The organism is Acidovorax sp. LjRoot117 (assembly GCF_964252695.1).
In the GTDB taxonomy this organism is placed as follows: domain Bacteria; phylum Pseudomonadota; class Gammaproteobacteria; order Burkholderiales; family Burkholderiaceae_C; genus Acidovorax.
The window spans coordinates 82,382-100,619 of record NZ_CAXUPO020000016.1 but is presented as its reverse complement, the minus strand read 5'-3'; the positions used below and the strand labels follow the sequence as shown (position 1 = coordinate 100,619).

Annotated in this window: 15 protein-coding genes; 6 read left to right on the top strand and 9 right to left on the bottom strand. The window is 69.5% G+C overall.

Annotation, left to right across the window (positions count from 1 at the left end; translation table 11 throughout):
• Nucleotides 1-41: 41 nt before the first annotated feature.
• The 4 genes from ACSQ3D_RS25875 to ACSQ3D_RS25860 are packed head-to-tail and all read left to right on the top strand — an operon-like array spanning nucleotide 42 to nucleotide 6,218.
• A complete protein-coding gene (locus ACSQ3D_RS25875; RefSeq protein ID WP_436128742.1) occupies nucleotides 42-3,530 on the top strand; it encodes a response regulator in 3,489 nt (1,162 codons plus the stop codon).
• A gap of 29 nt (nucleotides 3,531-3,559) precedes the next feature.
• Nucleotides 3,560-4,399 (top strand): CheR family methyltransferase, encoded by an 840-nt coding sequence (locus ACSQ3D_RS25870; RefSeq protein ID WP_056172525.1) that lies wholly within the window; start codon nucleotides 3,560-3,562, stop codon nucleotides 4,397-4,399.
• Complete coding sequence (locus tag ACSQ3D_RS25865; protein ID WP_056420382.1) at nucleotides 4,396-5,010, top strand: chemotaxis protein CheB; 615 nt, start codon at nucleotides 4,396-4,398, stop codon at nucleotides 5,008-5,010. Before ACSQ3D_RS25870 ends, ACSQ3D_RS25865 begins: the two co-directional genes overlap by 4 nt.
• 23 nt (nucleotides 5,011-5,033) lie before the next feature.
• Nucleotides 5,034-6,218, top strand: coding sequence for a hybrid sensor histidine kinase/response regulator (locus tag ACSQ3D_RS25860; protein ID WP_156370843.1), 1,185 nt, complete (start codon nucleotides 5,034-5,036; stop codon nucleotides 6,216-6,218).
• Between the two features lie 171 nt (nucleotides 6,219-6,389).
• Here the strand turns inward: ACSQ3D_RS25860 and ACSQ3D_RS25855 are convergent, their stop codons facing one another.
• The 5 genes from ACSQ3D_RS25855 to recG form a co-directional block, all read right to left on the bottom strand.
• Nucleotides 6,390-6,758, bottom strand: coding sequence for a response regulator (locus tag ACSQ3D_RS25855; RefSeq protein WP_056420388.1), 369 nt, complete (start codon nucleotides 6,756-6,758; stop codon nucleotides 6,390-6,392).
• Nucleotides 6,759-6,958: 200 nt separating this feature from the next.
• Nucleotides 6,959-7,474: a Dps family protein gene (locus tag ACSQ3D_RS25850; protein ID WP_056420391.1), complete on the bottom strand. Its 516-nt coding sequence runs from the start codon at nucleotides 7,472-7,474 to the stop codon at nucleotides 6,959-6,961.
• A 122-nt stretch (nucleotides 7,475-7,596) separates the two neighbouring features.
• On the bottom strand, nucleotides 7,597-9,336 hold the full coding sequence (locus ACSQ3D_RS25845; RefSeq protein ID WP_436128741.1) for a dipeptidase: 1,740 nt from the start codon (nucleotides 9,334-9,336) through the stop codon (nucleotides 7,597-7,599).
• A gap of 188 nt (nucleotides 9,337-9,524) precedes the next feature.
• Nucleotides 9,525-10,490, bottom strand: coding sequence for a LysR substrate-binding domain-containing protein (locus ACSQ3D_RS25840; protein ID WP_056420394.1), 966 nt, complete (start codon nucleotides 10,488-10,490; stop codon nucleotides 9,525-9,527).
• 67 nt (nucleotides 10,491-10,557) lie between these two features.
• Entirely contained in the window at nucleotides 10,558-12,717 is a 2,160-nt protein-coding gene (gene recG / locus ACSQ3D_RS25835) for an ATP-dependent DNA helicase RecG (RefSeq protein WP_436128740.1), read from the bottom strand.
• A gap of 226 nt (nucleotides 12,718-12,943) precedes the next feature.
• Between recG and queA the strand changes: the two genes are divergently transcribed.
• Complete coding sequence (queA, locus tag ACSQ3D_RS25830; protein WP_436128739.1) at nucleotides 12,944-14,125, top strand: tRNA preQ1(34) S-adenosylmethionine ribosyltransferase-isomerase QueA; 1,182 nt, start codon at nucleotides 12,944-12,946, stop codon at nucleotides 14,123-14,125.
• Here queA and ACSQ3D_RS25825 read toward each other — a convergent pair.
• Genes ACSQ3D_RS25825 through ACSQ3D_RS25815 form a run of 3 tightly spaced genes read right to left on the bottom strand, consistent with a single transcriptional unit; the run spans nucleotide 14,109 to nucleotide 15,736 of the window.
• Nucleotides 14,109-14,858 carry a hypothetical protein gene (locus tag ACSQ3D_RS25825; RefSeq protein WP_436128738.1) on the bottom strand — a complete coding sequence of 250 codons (750 nt, stop codon included), beginning with the start codon at nucleotides 14,856-14,858 and terminating at the stop codon, nucleotides 14,109-14,111. The genes queA and ACSQ3D_RS25825 overlap by 17 nt on opposite strands.
• Nucleotides 14,859-15,107, bottom strand: a complete 249-nt coding sequence (locus ACSQ3D_RS25820) for a helix-turn-helix domain-containing protein (protein ID WP_056172504.1) — start codon at nucleotides 15,105-15,107, stop codon at nucleotides 14,859-14,861.
• A gap of 29 nt (nucleotides 15,108-15,136) precedes the next feature.
• A complete protein-coding gene (locus ACSQ3D_RS25815; RefSeq protein WP_235504098.1) occupies nucleotides 15,137-15,736 on the bottom strand; it encodes a DUF2975 domain-containing protein in 600 nt (199 codons plus the stop codon).
• Between the two features lie 78 nt (nucleotides 15,737-15,814).
• On the opposite strand from ACSQ3D_RS25815, the gene ACSQ3D_RS25810 reads away from it, so the two are divergent.
• Nucleotides 15,815-16,507 carry a hypothetical protein gene (locus tag ACSQ3D_RS25810; RefSeq protein ID WP_436128737.1) on the top strand — a complete coding sequence of 231 codons (693 nt, stop codon included), beginning with the start codon at nucleotides 15,815-15,817 and terminating at the stop codon, nucleotides 16,505-16,507.
• A gap of 60 nt (nucleotides 16,508-16,567) precedes the next feature.
• Here the strand turns inward: ACSQ3D_RS25810 and ACSQ3D_RS25805 are convergent, their stop codons facing one another.
• Entirely contained in the window at nucleotides 16,568-18,169 is a 1,602-nt protein-coding gene (locus ACSQ3D_RS25805) for a gamma-glutamyltransferase family protein (protein WP_436128736.1), read from the bottom strand.
• Nucleotides 18,170-18,238: the final 69 nt, after the last annotated feature.

The window sequence follows — 18,238 nt, the reverse complement described above, 5'->3', positions numbered from 1 at the left end:
TAAAGTCCCCGGGTCACACCACCCCTAAGGACCTGCACCGCATGCCCAGATCCTCCAGTACACAGGCCACCACACGCTTTGCCATCCCCCGCACGCTGATGGCGGGCTTCGTCGTGGCCGCACTGGCCACCCTGGTCATTGCCCTGGTCAACTTCCGCGCGTCCGAAATGCGCGGCGACGCCGTGGCGGCCATGGACCGCACCACGCTGGCGATGCGCCAGCTCAATTTGTTCAACTCCGCGCTCAAGGACGCCGAAACCGGCCAGCGCGGCTTCCTGCTGACAGGCGAGGTGGCCTACCTGCAGCCCTACCAGCTGGCATTGACGTCGCTGGACCGGCAGATGACGGCCCTCAAGGCCAGCACCAACGACGACCCGATCCACCGCCGCATAGTGACGCAGATCGACGACCTCACGCGGCAGAAGCTGCGCGAGCTGAACGAAACCGTCGAACTGTACAAAGGCGGCAACCGGGACGCCGCCATGGCCCTGGTGCGCACCGACGCGGGCAAGAACCTGATGGACCGGGTGCGCGACCTCTCGTCCGACCTGTTCACCCTGCAGAGCCAGCAACTGGAATCCCGCCGCCAGGCCTGGGTGGATGCTGCGACGATGTCGGCCTACTACTCGTGGGGCGGCTCGATCGTGCTGCTGGCGCTGATCTGCGCCTCGGCCGCCATGACCTCGCGGGAATACCGCTCCAAGTCGCGGCAGTCGTGGGTGTCCGCCGGCCTGACCGGCCTGGGCCAGCGCCTGCAGGGCGACCACCGGCTGGAAGATATCGGCAAGCTGGCGCTGGAGTACCTGGCCGGCTACCTCAAGGCCAATGTGGGCGCAGGCTACGTGGCCGAGTCCGGCGGCGGGTTCTCGCTGTTCGGCGGCTATGCGCTGCCGCGCGAGCGGCTTACCCAGACGCTGCTGGCCAACGAAGGCCTGGTGGGCGAGGCAGCGCGCACCCGCACACTGCTGCACGTCCGCGACGTGCCTTCCACCCACTTGCTGGTGTCGTCCAGCACGGGCCAGTCGAGCCCGGCCGAGCTGCTGGTGGCCCCCGCGGTGGAAAACGGCAAGGTGTATGCCGTGATCGAGCTGGGCTTCTACCGCGCGCTGGACGATGCCGAGCGCAGCCTGATGGAGCGTGCCTCCGAGATGCTGGCCATCGCCATCCGCTCCGGCGCGGACCGCACCCGGCTGGAAGCGCTGCTGGAGGAAACACAGCGCCAGTCCGAGGAACTGCAGACGCAGCAGGAAGAGCTGCGCGTGAACAACGAAGAGCTGGAGCAGCAAAGCCGCATCCTGCAGGAGTCGCAGGCACAGATGGAGGTGCAGCAGACCGAGCTGGAGCAGACCAACGCCCACCTGGAAGAGCAGACCCAGCAGCTGGAATACCAGCGCGAACAGATGCTGCGCGCCCAGAGCGCCCTGACCGACAAGGCGCGCGAGCTGGAAACGGCCAGCCAGTACAAGAGCGAGTTCCTGGCCAACATGAGCCACGAGCTGCGCACCCCGCTGAACTCCACGCTCATCCTCGCCAAGCTCTTGGCCGACAACAAGCCCGGCAACCTCTCCGGCGACCAGGTGAAGTACGCCCAGACCATCTACTCCGCGGGCAACGACCTGCTGGCGCTGATCAACGACATCCTCGACCTGGCCAAGATCGAGGCCGGCCAGGCCACCGTGTCGGTCGAGACCGTGCAGGTGGGCAAGGCGGTGCAGGCGCTGGTGGAGCCGCTGCGCCTGCTGGCCCAGGAAAAGGGCCTGGCACTGTCGGCCACCGTGGCCGCGGACGTGCCGACGATGGAAACCGACCCGCTGCGCCTGGGCCAGGTGCTCAAGAACCTGCTGTCCAACGCGCTCAAGTTCACCGAAAAAGGCTCCATCACCCTGCAGGTGTCGCGCGGCACGGGGGACACGGTGGTGTTTGCGGTGCGGGACACAGGCATCGGCATCCCCGCGCACCAGCAGGAGCTGATCTTCGAGGCCTTCCGCCAGGCCGACGGCAGCACCCACCGCAAGTACGGCGGCACGGGGCTGGGCCTGTCGATCTCGCGCGACCTGGCGCAGCTGCTGGGCGGCGCGATCTCGGTCGAGAGCACGCCTGGCGAAGGCAGCGTGTTCACATTGACGCTGCCGGCGCGGCTGGCAGCGCTGCAGGCAGATGCGACAGCGGCTGCGGGCACTCCGTACACCGCACAACCCGCCCATGCCGCACACACCGCCCCCATGGCGACGCCCGCGGCCCTGGCACCGGCCGCGCCCCAACTGGCGGGCGTGGCCCAGGCGCTGGGCGCCATCGCAGCGCCTCAGGCGGCCGCCACCGGCGCCGCAGCGCCCCTGCGCGCGAGTGCCCGCAGCATCCTCGTCGTGGAAGACGACGAGCGCTTCGCCAACATCCTGTGCGACCTGGCCCGTGAAATGGACTTCGAGAGCCACATGGCCTTCAACGCGGCGGACGGCCTGGCCATGGCCGCGCAGCTGCTGCCCAGCGCCATCGTGCTGGACGTGAACCTGCCCGACTTCTCCGGCCTGGGCGTGCTCGACCAGCTCAAGCGCAACCCGGTCACGCGGCACATCCCCGTGCACGTGGTGTCGGTGGCGGACTATTCGCAGGAGGCCATGGGCCGCGGCGCCGTGGGCTACGCGCTCAAGCCGGTCAAGCGCGACGAGCTCGTGCAGGCCCTGCAGCGCCTGGAGGCCAAGTTCACCCAGAACCTGCGCCGCGTGCTGGTGGTGGAAGACGACGAGCGCCAGCGCGAGAGCGTGCGCCACCTCTTGAGCCGCGACGACGTGGAGATCGTCTGCGCCGGCACCGCCGGGGTGGCGCTGGACCACCTGCGCGGCTCCACCTTCGACTGCATGGTGATGGACCTGAACCTGCCCGACCTCACCGGCTTCGAGCTGCTGCAGCAGATGACCGAGCAGGACGGCGTGTCGTTCCCGCCCGTCATCGTCTACACCGGCCGCGCACTGTCGCGCGACGAGGAGCAGCAGCTGCGGCGCTTCTCCAAATCCATCATCGTCAAGGACGCCCGCTCGCCCGAGCGCCTGCTCGACGAGGTCACGCTGTTCCTGCACCAGGTCGAGTCCGAGCTGTCGGCGGAGCACCGCCAGATGCTGCAGTCCGCGCGCAGCCGCGAGACGGCGCTGGAAGGCCGCAACGTGCTGGTGGTGGAAGACGATGTGCGCAACGTGTTCGCGCTCTCGAGCATCCTGGAGCCCACGGGCATCAAGCTGCAGATCGCCCGCAACGGCATCGAGGCGCTGCAGGCGCTCGAGCGCGCCGACGCCAGCGGCCCTGCGGTGGACCTGGTGCTGATGGACATCATGATGCCGGAGATGGACGGCTACACCGCCATGCGCGAAATCCGCAGCCGCCCCGCGTGGCGCCGCCTGCCCATCATCGCGCTGACCGCCAAGGCCATGAAGGACGACCAGGAAAAGTGCCTGGCCGCCGGTGCCAACGACTACATCGCCAAGCCGCTGGATGTGGAAAAGCTCCTGTCGCTCGTGCGCGTCTGGATGCCGAAGTAAACCCTGCAGCGAGCCCCGACGCCCGGCCCATGTCCCTCCTGAAGAAAGCGAAGACCGCAGACATCGAGCAGCACCTGCTGATCGATGCGATCTACCACCGCTACCACTACGACTTCCGGGGCTACTCGCCCGCATCGCTCAAGCGCCGGCTGAACACGGCGCTGATCGAGTTCCAGTGCAAGACCCTGTCGCAGTTGCAGGATCGCGTGCTGCACGAGCCCCACGTGTTCCCGGCGCTGCTGGAATACCTCACCGTGCAGGTGAGCGACATGTTCCGCGACCCCACGTACTTCCGCTCGCTGCGCGAGGAAGTGGTGCCGCTGCTGCGCACCTACCCCTCGCTCAAGGTCTGGGTGGCCGGCTGCAGCGCGGGCGAAGAGGTGTACTCGCTGGCCATCCTGCTGCAGGAAGAAGGCCTGCTGGACCGCACCCTGATCTACGCGACCGACATCAACCCCCACGCGCTGCGCCTGGCCGAGTCCGGCGTGTTCGACCTGGCGCGTGTGGCGGCATTCACCGAGAACCACGCCCGCTCCGGCGCGCGCAGCTCGCTGTCGGACTACTACACCGCGCGCTACGGCCGCGTGGTGTTCGACAAGTCGCTGCGCGAACACGTGGTGTTCTCGGACCACAGCCTGGCCACCGACAGCGTGTTCGCCGAGGTGCACCTGGTGTCCTGCCGCAACGTGTTGATCTACTTCGAGCGCGACCTGCAAAACCGCGCGCTCGGGCTCTTTCGCGAGGCGCTGTGCCACCGGGGCTTTCTGGGCCTGGGCTCCAAGGAGTCGCTGCGCTTTTCGGCCGAGGCCCCGGCGTTCGACGACTTCGTGCTCGAAGACCGCATCTACCGCAAGAAGGCCGGCCTGTGAGCGCCGCGACCACCGCTGCGGCGGCCGCCCCCCGCCCCGCCTACGACGCCATCGTGGTGGGCGGCTCCTCGGGTGGCGTCGAAGCCCTCGTGGCCCTGCTGCCGGCCCTGCCGGCCACGCTGCAGGCCCCCCTGGTGGTGGTGCTGCACCTGCCGCGCGACCGGCGCAGCCTGCTGGCGGACATCTTCCGCCAGCGCTGCGCCTTGCCATTGCAGGAGGCCGGGGACAAGGACGAGCTGCAGCCCGGCAACGTGTACTTCGCGCCGCCGGACTACCATCTGCTGCTGGACGAGGGGCCACGCCTGTCGCTGTCGGTGGATGCACCGGTGCACTTCTCGCGACCCTCCATCGATGTGCTGTTCGAGTCCGCCGCCGACCTGTACGGCCCGCGCCTGGTGGGCATCCTGCTGTCGGGCGCCAACGAAGACGGCGCACGGGGCCTGGCGGCCATCCGCTCGGCCGGCGGCCTGGCCATCGTGCAGGACCCGGCCAGCGCCCCCATGCCGGCGATGCCCCTGGCCGCGCTGGCCAGCACGCCCGTAGACCACACCCTGCCCCCCGCGGGCATCGCAGCATTGCTTGCGCAACTGCACCAACAAAGCCTGCTGTGACGATGATGTACCCGGACCGCCCGATGAACCCCCTGACATCGCCCCCCCCGCCTGCGCCCACCGAGCGCATCAAGTGCCTGCTGGTCGATGACGTGCAGGAGAACCTGATCGCGCTCGAAGCCCTGCTGCAGCAGCGCGAAGGCATCGAGATCCTGAAGGCCCAGTCGGGCCCCGAGGCGCTGGAGCTGCTGCTCAGCCACAGCGACGTGGCCCTAGCGCTGCTGGACGTGCAGATGCCCGAGATGAACGGGTTCGAACTGGCCGAGCTGATGCGCGGCAGCGAACGCACGCGGCACATTCCGCTGATCTTCATGACCGCCGGTTCGCGCGAGCAGAACTGGCAGTTCCGGGGCTACGAAACCGGGGCGGTGGACTTTCTGTACAAGCCCATCGACCCGCACATGCTCGCCACCAAGGCCCAGGTGTTCTTCGACCTGCACCGGCGCAAGCAGGCGCTGGCCCACGAGCTGCACGAACGCACCCAGGCGCTGCGCATCAACGAGATGTTCATGGCCGTGCTGAGCCACGACCTGCGCACCCCGCTGATGTCGATCACGGCGGCGGCCACCCTGCTCAAGCGCCAACCCGAGCCGGACAAGATCGAGGCCATGGCGGACCGCGTGCTCGGCAGCAGCCAGCGCATGGCCGGCATGATCGAGGACCTGCTGGACGTCACCCGCATCCGCCAGGCCGGCGGGCTGGGCCTTCAGCCCGGCCCGACCGACATGCAGGTGCTGGTGCAGCGCGTCCTGGGTGAAATCCAGACCGGCCACCCGGACCGCACCATCGCGTCCACGCTGCAGGGGGACCTGTCAGGCACGTGGGACGGCGAGCGGCTGTGCCAGGTGGTGACCAACCTGGTCGGCAATGCCGTGCACCACGGGGCGGAAGGCGAGCCGGTGCAGGTGCTGCTGGACGGTCGCCTGGCCGACACGCTGGTGCTGGAGGTGGCCAACGGCGGCACCATCGCGCCCGACCTGCTGCCCCATCTGTTCGACCCGTTCCGCGGGCGGGAGCGCGCGCCCGGGCGCCATCAGGGGCTGGGCCTGGGCCTGTTCATCGCCCACCAGATCGTGCGGGCGCACGGCGGGCATATCCATGCGTCCTCGCAGGACGGCACCACGCGCTTTCGGGTGGAGCTGCCGCGGGTGGCGCCCTGCCCAGCCGCCGACCGGCGGGCGGACAGGCCGGGAGACAGGCTGGCGTAGCGCGGGCGCAGGCCCAAAGCCAACCCGGCGGGGGCTCGACAGGGACGGGAAGGTGTGGGGGTCGGGGTGGCCTGTACTGCTGCGGTACAGGCCCGCTCAGGGCGAAGGCTCGGGAACGGGGCTCAGAGCGAAGGCGCGGGGTCCGGGCGGCGGGCGGCGCCGAAGTGCCTGTCAGGCCGCGGTGCGGTGGACTGCAGCGCGGATGGAGTCCAGCAGGCTCTCCAGGTCTTCCAGCTCGAAGGGCTTGAGCAGCGTGCGCACGTTCGGGCCCCAGGCGGAGGCATAGTCGCCCAGCTCGTAGCCGGTGCACAGCACCACCCAGCGCTGCGGGTCCACGGCCAGCACCTTGCGGGCCAGGTCCGTGCCCGACATGCCGGGCAGGCTGACGTCGGAGACGAGCAGGTCGAAGGGGTCCTCGGCATCAAGGGCCAGCGCCTCTTCGGCCGTGGCGCACGAGGTCACCGTCTGGCCGTCGCCTTCCATCAGCATGCCGATGGTTTCGCGCAGCTCGGGGTTGTCTTCAACGTACAGGATTCGCATAGATCACCGGGTTGGTCCAGCCGCCACACCGCCGCGATGGGCAGCATGATCAAAACTCGCATCATCCGTACAACTGCTCGCACGTTCTGTAGGACAAAACGCACTTTGCAGGCGTCCCCCGGCACGCGGGATGGCCGCTCCGGTGCACCGGAGCGGCGGCCCTGGGCTGCCACCGAAGCGGTGGCTTACTTACCCGGCTCTCATTCTTCCAGCAGAGAGCGCAGCATCCACGCGGTTTGCTCGTGCACCGTAAGGCGCTGGGTCAGCAGATCGGCGGTGGGCTCGTCGCTGGCCTTGTCGGCCAGCGGGAACAGGCTGCGCGCGGTGCGGGCCACGGCCTCATGGCCTTCGACCAGGATGCGCACCATCTCCAGCGCCTTGGGCGGCTGGCTGGGCGCGTCGGGCACGGTGGCCAGCTTGCCGAATTCGGCGTACGAGCCGGGGGCCACGTGGCCCAGCGAGCGGATGCGCTCGGCGACCGGGTCGACCGCGTTCCACAGCTCGGTGTACTGCGCCATGAACATGGTGTGCAGCGTGTTGAACATCGGGCCCGTCACGTTCCAGTGGAAGTTGTGCGTGGTCAGGTACAGCGTGTAGGTGTCCGCCAGCAGGCGCGAGAGGCCTTGCGCGATGGCGGCGCGGTCCTTGTCGCTGATGCCGATGTTGATGCGGGGGGCGGTGGTGGCAGGTGTGGCGGTCTTGGGGGCCTTGGCCATGGGGAGCTCCTTCGTTGGATGAGGGTCAATCGATGGAATCCGCCGTGCGCTGCGGCCCCGGTGGGCCCGGAGCTGCAGCGCATGGCGGCTGACGGATCACTTTAGCGCAGGCGCCAAAGCCATCACTGCATCTGGCTCAAATTCCCGATGCGCACGAGCATCTCGGTGAACATCTGCATGTCCGCGTCCAGGTCCACCACTTCCTTGAACTCCTTGGCGTTGTGCGCCGTGTACTTCTTGCCGGGCATGGCGGGGCCGAAGTTGATGGCGTTGGGCATGAGCTTGGCCGTGGTGCTGCCGGCCGTGGGCACGGGCTTGGCTTCGAGGCCCGTGGTGTCGCCGAAGGTGTTGAGCAACGTGGAGAGCCAGGCGCCCTTGGGGTCGCGCGCCATCCAGTTGCCCTGTTGGTGGTCCACCTCCACTGCCACGCCGGCCTGGGTGCCCCAGGCCTTGATCCTGGCCGAGGTGGCCTGCGAGAGCGCCTCGGGCGTGCTGCCGCGGGGCATGCGCACGTTCACGAGCACATCGACCTGGCCATCCTTCTCGCGCACGAGGTTGGGCGACATGGTCAGTGGGCCCATGAAGTCGTCGGCATACGCCAGGCCCAGCGTGCGGCCCAGGTAGTCGGTGCCATACAGGTCGGTGAGGTAGCGCACGGCCTGCGCGTAACCGTTGGGGGCCAGCGCGACGCCGGACTCCTTGAGGAACAGCGCCAGGCGCGGCAGCGGGTTCACGCCTTCTTCAGGGCGCGAGCCGTGGGCCGATGCGCCGGTCACCTTCACCTGCACGGCGGCGCCGTCCTGCGTGACGTCGATGCTGAAGGGGCCACCCTGCGGCTTGTACTTCTCGACGAACGCAGCCTTGGCAGCGTTCAGGCGCGCCGCCACATCGGCGGTGTTGCCGCCTTGCAGCCTGGCCGTGGCGGTCTGCGGCACGGCATTGGTCGATGCGGCCCCTGCCATGGCGGTGATGGCGGTGGCGCCAGCACCGGCCGCCGGCCCCAGCGCGAACGAGGCGCGCAGCGCGCCGGAGCCCTTTTCGGCCACCACGGCGGGGTACTTGCTGTCCAGCACGATGTTGTACTCGGGCAGCGCGGTCTTGGCGCGGTAGTACTTCATCGCGTCGCCACCGGTCTCTTCGGTCGTCTCGATCATGAGGCGGATGGTGCGCGACAGCGGCAGGCCGCTTTCCTTCACGGCCTTCATGGCGTACAGCACGGCAGCGATGGAGCCCTTGTCGTCGATGGAGCCGCGGCCGTACAGGTTGCCGCCCACGCGGGTGAGCTTGAAGGGATCCAGGCGCGTGCCGTCGTCCAGCACCCATTCGTCGGCCACCACGGGCACCACGTCGGCGTGGGTGAGGATGCCGAACTCCTCACTGCTGCTGCCGGGCAGCTTCACTTCGAAGATGCGGTTGTCCACGTTGCGGTACATCAGGCCGAAGTCGCGGGCCATGCCCTCGACCAGCGCGCCGAAGGCGATGATGTTCTTGTCCTCGTGCGGCGGCACCTTGTCGGCGCGCACCGTGGGGATGGCCACCATCTTCGCCGTGGCGTCGATCACCGCGGCCTGGTTGTGCAGGCGGTTGTACAGGCCCAGCAGCCGGCTGATGTTGACCAGGTCATCGCCCGCCAGCGGCTGTTTGGCCGCATAGGCCGCCACGCTGGCGCGCAGCAGCGGGTTCTCGCGCGCGGCCTGGGCCAGGAACTCGGTGAAGCTGCCTTGCGGTGCAGCGGGCAGCACGGCCACCAGGCGGTCCATGTCGGCCTTCTTCACGGTGCCTGCACCTGCGGTGTCGGTGGGCATGCTGGTGCACGCGGCCAGGCCCACGGCCAGGCTGGCGGCCATCAGAATCTTCTTCATTGTTTGTTTTCCTTGGGTTGTGGAGTGCGCACGGCGCCTGCGGGCCGCCTGTCGCTCGGCCTGCAGTCCGGGCAGCGCGTTGTCGCCGCCCGTGGCGGGCCCCTGAAAGACTGCACGCCATGCGGGGCGAAAGTGTAGCCCTTGCCGCCCTGCTCAGGCGGCGATCGAAACAGCCGTCGAAGCGATGTTCAGGACAGCCGCTTGACGCCCGGCAACTCGCACGCGTACACCGCGTTGCGCAGCGCGGCAATCGCCTCGTAGCGGGTAAAGCTGCGCCGCCAGGCCAGCACCACGCGGCGCATGGGCGGCGGGCCGCCGTCCTCCTCGCGGATGGGCAGGTAGCGCACGTAGGTTTCGTCGCTCTTGCGGCGGCGCGACACCGTGAGCAGCGCATCGCGCGGCACCGACAGGCGCGGCACCAGCGTCACGCCCATGCCTGCCGCCACCATGTGCTTGATGGTCTCGAGCGACGAGCCCTCGAACGACTTGCGGATGCCCTCGGCGTTGCTGGAAAAGCGCGCGAACTCGGGGCAGACCTCAAGCACATGGTCGCGAAAGCAGTGGCCCGAGCCCAGCAGCAGCATGGTCTCGCTCTTGAGCTCGGCGGCGGTGACGGACTTCTTGGCCGCCAGCGGGTGCGAACTGGGCACGGCCGCCATGAAAGGCTCGTCGTACAGCGGCGCCATGGCCAGCCCGGTGTCGGGGAACGGCTCGGCCAGGATGGCGCAGTCGATCTCGCCGGTGCGCAGCATCTCCAGCAGCTTGACCGTGAAGTTCTCCTGCAGCATGAGCGGCATCTGGGGCGAGCGGCCGATGGCCTGGCGCACCAGGTCGGGCAGCAGGTAGGGCCCGATGGTGTAGATCACGCCCAGGGTCAGCGGGCCGGCCAGCGGGTCCTTGCCGCGCTTGGCGATCTCCTTGATGGCCGCGGCCTGCTCCAGCACGCTCTGCGCCTGGCGCACGATCTCCTCGCCCAGCGGCGTGACCGATACCTCGCCCGCGCTGCGCTCGAAGAGCTTCACATCGAGCTCTTCCTCCAGCTTCTTGATCGCCACCGACAGCGTGGGCTGCGAGACATAGCAGGCATCGGCCGCATGGCCAAAGTGCTTCTCGCGCGCCACGGCGACGATGTATTTGAGTTCGGTCAGGGTCATGGTCTGTTCCTGGGCTGGGGGTGAATGGCAGTCCCCTGCCCGTGGCGGCTTCGGGGGAATGCCATCTTCATGCCTTCAGATAGTCCGATTTTCCACCCAACCAGCGCGCCACGTGTTTCGCCGCCAGGTCCGGGTAGCGGTCCAGCATGACCGGCGCCAGTTCACGGGCCCAGTCGAGCAGCACGGTGTCGGTGGCCAGGTCGGCAAAGCGCAGCAGCGCGTCGCCCGACTGGCGCGCGCCCAGGAACTCGCCGGGGCCGCGGATCTCCAGGTCGCGGCGGGCGATCTCGAAGCCGTCGTTGGTCTCGGCCATGGCGCGCAGGCGTTCCTTGGCGGTCTCGCCCACGCGGCCGCTGTCGTTGGTGGCATACAGCAGCACGCAGGCCGACGCCGCAGCGCCGCGGCCCACGCGGCCGCGCAGCTGGTGCAGTTGCGACAGGCCGAAACGCTCGGCATGCTCGATGACCATGAGCGAGGCATTGGGCACGTCCACCCCCACCTCGATCACGGTGGTGCTGACCAGCACGCCCATCTGGCCGCTGGTGAACAGCGCCATCACCGCCTTTTTCTCGGCGGTGGGCATGCGCGAGTGCAGCAGGCCCACCATGCAGCCTGGCAAGGCTTCGCTCAGGTCGGCGTGCGTGGCCGTGGCGTTACTCAGGTCCAGCGCCTCGCTTTCCTCGATCAGCGGGCACACCCAGTACACCTGCCGGCCGGCCTGCACCTGGGCGCCGATGCGCTCGATGACTTCGTCCTTGCGGCTGTCGGCGATCAGCTTGGTGACGATGGGCGTGCGGCCCGGAGGCAGCTCGTCGATCACCGAGACGTCGAGGTCGGCGTAGTAGCTCATGGCCAGCGTGCGCGGGATGGGCGTGGCGCTCATCATCAGCATGTGCGGCTCCATGCCGTGCTCGGCCAGCTTTTGCCGCAGCGCCAGCCGCTGCGCGACGCCAAAGCGGTGCTGCTCGTCGATGATGGCCAGCGCCAGGTTCTTGAACCGCACCTGATCCTGGATCACGGCGTGGGTGCCCACCACCAGCGCGGCCTCGCCGCTATCGACCAGCGCGAGCATGGCGGTGCGGTCCTTCTTCTTTTGCCCGCCCACCAGCCAGGCCACCTTGCGGCCGCGCGCGGCCAGCAGCGGTTCGAGCCAGCAGATCATCTTGGCGAAATGCTGCTCGGCCAGGATTTCGGTGGGCGCCATCAGCGCGCACTGCCAGCCCGCGTCCATGGCAAGGCACGCGGCCAGGGCGGAGACCACGGTCTTGCCCGAGCCCACGTCGCCCTGCAGCAGCCGGTGCATGGGCACCTGGCGCGCCAGGTCGGCGGCGATTTCCTCGCCCACGCGGCGCTGCGCGGCGGTCAGGCTGAAGGGCAGCACGGCCATCAGTTGCTCGTGCAGCGGCAACGCACCATCGGTGGGCCGACGCACGTGCAGCACGGGCGCACGCAGCATGTCCCGCGCGCGGCGCGATTGCTGCTGCGACAGCTGCTGGGCCAGCAGCTCCTCCACCTTGAGCCGCTGCCAGGCCGGGTGGCTGTGGTCTTCCAGCGTGGACATCGCCACGTCCGGCGTGGGGTGGTGCAAAAAAGTGAGCGCCTCGCGCAGGCTGAACAAGCGCGGGAGGCCATTTTGGCTATTGAACCGCGCATACGGCGGCTCGGTGCCAGGGGGCAGCGTGTCCGACAGGTCCACCCGGGCCAGCGCACCGACCACCGCGCGGCGCAGGTAGGGCTGCGGCAGGCCGGCCGTGGTGGGGTAGACGGGCGTGAGCGCGGCGGGCAGCTCGCCGCCCGCCAGCCGAAACGCCGGGTGCAGCATCTGCCGGCCCCAGAAGCCGCCCTTGACCTCGCCGCGGATGCGCAGGCGCGCGCCCACCGACAGGGTCTTCTGGTGCGAGGGGTAGAAGCTGAAGAAGCGCAGTTCGCAGGTGCCGGTGTCGTCTTCGACCTGCACCAGCAGCTGGCGGCGCGGGCGCAATTGCACCTCGCTGGCGATCACGGTGGCTTCGACTTGCACCATCTGGCCGTCGCGCGCATTGGCCAGCGGCGTGATGCGGGTCTCGTCCTCGTAGCGCAGGGGCAGGTGCAGCGCCAGGTCGATATCGCGCTTGAGGCCCAGCTTGTGCATCGCCTTTTGCGCCACCGACGCGCCGCCTTTGGCCGCGCCAGCAGGCGCTGCCGCGGCTTTGGGGCTCAGGGGAACGCGGGGGGCAGCGGCGGGCATGGAGCAGGGTGGTGCGAACGAAGCATCGAATCAAAAAGGCTACCACGGTTACCCTGGCCAGCGCCTGAAGGCGGGCGTCTTTTCCCCGGTCCCGGGCCTTGCGCAGCCGCATCGCCATCCGGCACGGACCGTAGCGCGTGGTGCAGGAGGGCGCATGGGACAATGGCACCCTTCTTTCTCCGACCTCCGCCTTTCTTGGCACGGGCCCGTCCGGCCCTCAAGCACCATGACCGACATCGACCCCGGCGCGCCGCGCGCCTACACCCTCAGCGACTTCGACTTCTCGCTGCCCCCCGAACTCATCGCCCAGCACCCCGCCGCAGAGCGCAGCGCATCGCGCCTGCTCGACGGCCGCGCCATCGAGCCTGCCGACCGCATCTTCCGCGACCTGCCCGGCCTGCTGCGCGCGGGCGACCTGCTGGTGTTCAACGACACGCGCGTGGTCAAGGCGCGCATCTTTGGCGAGAAGGCCAGCGGCGGCAAGCTGGAGCTGCTGATAGAGCGCGTGCTGCCCGCCGAAGCCGACAACCCGGGCAATGAAGTCGTCGCCCACATGAAGGTCAGCAAGAAGCCCCTGCCCGGCAGCACCGTGCACATGGCCGGCGGGCGCCACGGCGGCGGCTTCGACGCCACGCTGCTGTCGCGCTGGCCCCATGAGGACGGCCCGCTGTTCCGCTTTGCGCTGCACGGCCCTGCGGGCGAATCGCCCTGGGAGCTGATGGAGCGCCACGGCCACCTGCCGCTGCCGCCCTACATCGAGCGCCAGCAGAACGCCGACCACGACCCCGACGAAGCCGAGGACACCCAGCGCTACCAGACCGTGTTCGCCCGCAACCCCGGCGCCGTGGCCGCGCCCACGGCCGCGCTGCACTTCGACGACGGCGTGCTGGACGACCTGGCGGCGCGCGGCATCGAGCGCGCGAGCGTCACGCTGCACGTGGGCGCCGGCACCTTCCAGCCCGTGAAGACCGAGAACCTGGCCGAGCACCAGATGCACAGCGAGTGGTACGAGGTGCCGCACGCCACGCTGGCAGCGCTGGAGCGCTGCCGCCAGCGCGGCGGTCGCGTGGTGGCGGTGGGCACGACCACGGTGCGCACGCTCGAATCATGGGCCCGCTCGGGCCAGGCGTCGGGCGACACCAGCATCTTCATCACGCCGGGGTTTGCCTTTCAGGTGGTGGACGTGCTGATCACCAACTTCCACCTGCCCAAGAGCACGCTGATGATGCTGGTGAGCGCCTTTGCCGGCTACGCGCATGTGATGGGCCTGTACCGCCACGCCATCGCACAGAAGTACCGCTTCTTCAGCTACGGCGACGCGATGCTGCTGGAGCGCACGCCCGCGCGCGGACCGGCGATGCGGCCCGGCGGCCCCAGGGCAATCGGCGGGATCAAGGGCAGTTGGTGACGGGCGCCACGCGCGGTGCGGCGCCCACATCGGGCAGGCGATTGGCCGATGGCAACCGCACGCAGTAACTGCTGCCGCCCAGGCCCTGCACCTGCGCCACGCGCGCCCCATCGCCCCCGCGCCATTCACGGGTCGCAACCGCGCCACCCCAAGGCATGGCAGCACCTGCGCCTGCGCCGGCCGCCCGTTGCGCCGCCGGAACCTCACCGTGGCGACGCTGCCATTCGCGCTCCTGGCGGTCGGCACGGCCCACGGCGTCGGGGCTCCAGCGCAGCGGGGCATCGGCCATCCGGCTGTCGGACGCAGGCAGCTGCGGCGCGGGCGCTGCGGCAGTCGCGGCCTGTGCAGGGGGCTGCTGCACGGCGGGTGGCGGGCTGCCGATGACCGTGCCGGTCACTGCCTCGGCGGGCGCGTTGGCGCTGCGGGGGCGCTCTGCCGCACGCACCGGCCGCGATGCAGATGCGGGAACGGAACCCTGGGGGCGAGCCTGCGCACGCTCCGGCTCGCGCACCGCCGTGGCGGGCTGCAGCACCTCGGCAGGCGTGATCCACTGCACCTCCATCGCCTGTCGCGGTGATGCGGATGGCGGCGCTGGTGGCGACGGGAAGATGCGGCTGCTTGGCAGATTCCACGCGGTCAGGATGACGCCGTGCAGCAGCACGGAGGCCACCACGGCCACCGCCACGCGCCTGCGCCGGCTGACGGGAGCGGCACCCCAGCCCCACTGGCGCACTTACACGCCTTCTTGCACCGCGCCGTCGTCGGCGCCATCGCCGCCGCTGTCCACCCACGCCAGCAGGTCGCCGGGCTGGCACTGCAGGTACTCGCAGATGGCCGACAGCGTCTCGAAGCGCACGCCCTTGACCTTGCCGCTCTTGAGCAAGGACAGGTTGGCCTCGGTGATGCCCACGTGGGCCGCCAGATCGCGCGACTTGACCTTGCGGCGCACCAGCATCTCATCCAAGGTGACAACAATCGTCATGGTGTGGCAGTCGCTCTCGGAACCTGTTTTCAGACAAACGCATCGGATTCGGCCTTCAGGCGGCTGCCCTCGGCGAGCACGTGGGCCAGCAGCAGCATCATCAGCCCGACCACCACCACACTCATCTCGAACGAGCTCACGCCCAGCACGACCATACCGCCCTTTTGCCCCGACGCGAGCCACGACAGCAGCGCCGAGACGCCGACCTGGTAGACCAGCGACGCCACGAACATCGCCAGAAAGCCCCAGCCCACGCCCCTGAAACCGCGCACGACCTCCGGACCGAACACCTCGCCGCGCAAGAAGGCGCGGCAGATGCGGTGCACGCACAGCACGGTGTACAACAAGGCCAGGCCGGGTATGCACTCCAGCGCCACGCCCAGCCAGCGCCAGGCCGTGTCCATCGTTGCCGGGGCGACCACGCCCGCCACCATGGCCTGCGCAGGCACCACGGTCACGGGCAGCCAGCGCCCCCAATCCATCGCATGCCCGATGGCGGCCCAGCGCGCCAACGACAGCCCGATGGACACCAGCGCACAGGCCCAGCTGGCCACGAGCAGCCCCCAGGCCAGCCGCCGAAAGGCGGTGCTGTGGACCGATGAGCGCTGCAAAGCAAAGGAATGAGGCATCTGGTCACCTGGAATTTTCTGTAAAACAATAATAACATGCCGTTTTACAGTAATTATTGCCCCATGCAACCCAGCTCCATGTCTTCCCCGAGCAACCCTGAGCCCGCACCCGCACTGCTGCGCGCTGCCCACTCAGCTTTTTCCGGCAGCCGCCGGGCACTGTGGAGCAGACCCTTGCTGCTGGCTGTGTGCGCCGCGGGGCTGCTCGCCGCATGCGGCAGCGTGCCGGTGTCGTCGCTCTGGAAGCTGCGCAAGCTGCAGATCGAAACCCTGGACCCCGCGGCGCTGCGCGCAGCCGTGGTGCACAGCCCGAGCCTGCGGCTGCACGGTCAGTCGCTGGTGCTGTCGGTGGGCGTGTCGCGCAAGGTGCGCCTGCCCGGTGGCCGCGACACGGTGGAACGCCTGGAAGAAAAGCTGCCGCTGCAGGAACTGCGCAGCACCGCGGAACGCAGCCCGCTGGCGCCGTACGAGTCCATCCATACCGTCGTGCAGGTCTGGCGCATCGAGCCTGCCGCCCTGCCGCGCCTGCAGGCGCTGCGCGACAAGGCCCTGGCCTGGAAGGCCGCCGACGACGGGCCGCGGGAACTGAGCCTGGGCCTGGAGCTGGCCGGCTGCCAGATGAAGAACGGCCCGAGGAACCAGGTGGCGAGCACCCTGATGCGCTTCACCGACCCGGGCGAGTACATCCCCCTCGTGCGCAACATCGACGTGGCCGAGACCATGCCGGCGGCCGAGCTGCAAAAGCGCTTTCCGGACTGCGCAGCGGGCTGACACGCGCGCCGCGGCCGTGGACGGCCTGCGCCCCCGCCGCCTGCGCGCCAGGGCCGGTGGTCAGAAAGCGACCGCGTGCCCGTCCTTGCGCGGGTCGGAGCCGGCGATGTAGTGACCGCCCTCGCGCAGCACGAGTTGCGCGCCGCCGAAGGCGAACACGCCGTTGCCCTCTTCCACCGTGACCTCGTGGCCCCGCGCACGCAGCGCCGCCACCACGGCGGGGTCGAACGCGGGCTCCACGGCCACGCCCTTGCCGCCGGTCACGCGCCAGCGGGGCGCGTCGGCGGCGGCCTGGGGGTTCTGGCCGTAGCGCAGCACGCGCAGCGCCATCTGGGTGTGGCCCTGGCTCTGCATGGGGCCGCCCATCACGCCAAAGGCCATCTGCGGCGTGCCGTCCGCGTGCATCGCAAACGCCGGGATGATGGTGTGCGAAGGGCGCTTGCGCGGGCCCACTTCGTTGGCGTGGCCGGGCCTGAGGTTGAAGCCGTGGCCCCGGTTCTGCAGGCTGATGCCCGTGCCCGGCACCACCACGCCCGAACCGAAGCCCATGTAGTTGGACTGGATGAACGAGACCATCATGCCGGACGCATCGGCCGCGGCCAGGTACACCGTGCCGCCCGGACGCGGCGCGCCGTGGCCGGGGTCGCCGGCACGCTCGGGGTCGATGAGCGCCGCGCGGCTGCGCAGGTAGTCGGCCTGCAGCAGGTCGCGGGGAGTGACCGGCATCGCGTCGATGTCGGCGTTGTACTGGTCCAGGTCGGCCAGCGCGAGCTTCATGGCCTCGATGCTGGCGTGCACGGTCTCGACGCTGTCGAGCGGATGCTTGCCGACACCGTGCGCGTCGAGCATGCCCAGCGCCATCAGCGCAGCGATGCCCTGACCGTTGGGCGGAATCTCGTGGACTACCGAGTCGCCGAAGCGCTGCTCGATGGTGCCCACCCAGTCGGCCTGGTGCGAGGCCAGGTCTTCGAGCGTCATCGCGCCGCCGTGGGCCTGCGCATGGGCCACCATGCGCTCGGCGATGACGCCGCGGTAGAAGGCCTCGCCCTGCGTCTCGGCGATCAGCTCCAGCGTGCGGGCATGCGCCTCGCTGCGGAATATCTCGCCCGCCTGCGGCGCACGGCCACCGGGCAGAAAGCATTCGGCGAAACCGGGCTGCGCGCCCAGCTTGGCACCGCCCAGCGCCCACAGGCGGGCGATGGTGGGCGACACCGGAAAACCATGGCGCGCGTAGTCGATGGCGGGTTGCGCCAGCTGTGCGAAGGGCAGCTTGCCCAGGCGTTTGGACAATGCCACCCAGGCCGAGACGGCGCCCGGCACGGTGACCGCATTCCACCCCGTCTCGGGGATGCCGCCCAGCTTCTCAAAATACTCCGGCGACCACGCAGCCGGCGAGCGGCCCGAGGCATTGAGGCCGTGCAGTTCCTTGCCGTCCCACACGATGGCAAAGCCGTCGCTGCCGATGCCGCAACCCGTGGGCTCGACCACGGTGAGCGCCATGGCGGCGGCGATGGCGGCATCCACCGCGTTGCCGCCCGCCAGCAGCATGCGCAGCCCCGCCTGCGCGGCCAGCGGCTGCGAGGTGGAGACCACATTGCGCCCCATGACCGCGCTGCGGTGGGAGGCGTAGGGAAGGGACCAGTCGAGGGTTGGGTTATTCATGGCGTTCTGAATGGGTTGCCCGCAAGGGTTCGCGGCGCTTGAAACTGGCGCGGCGCAAAGCGAGAGGCA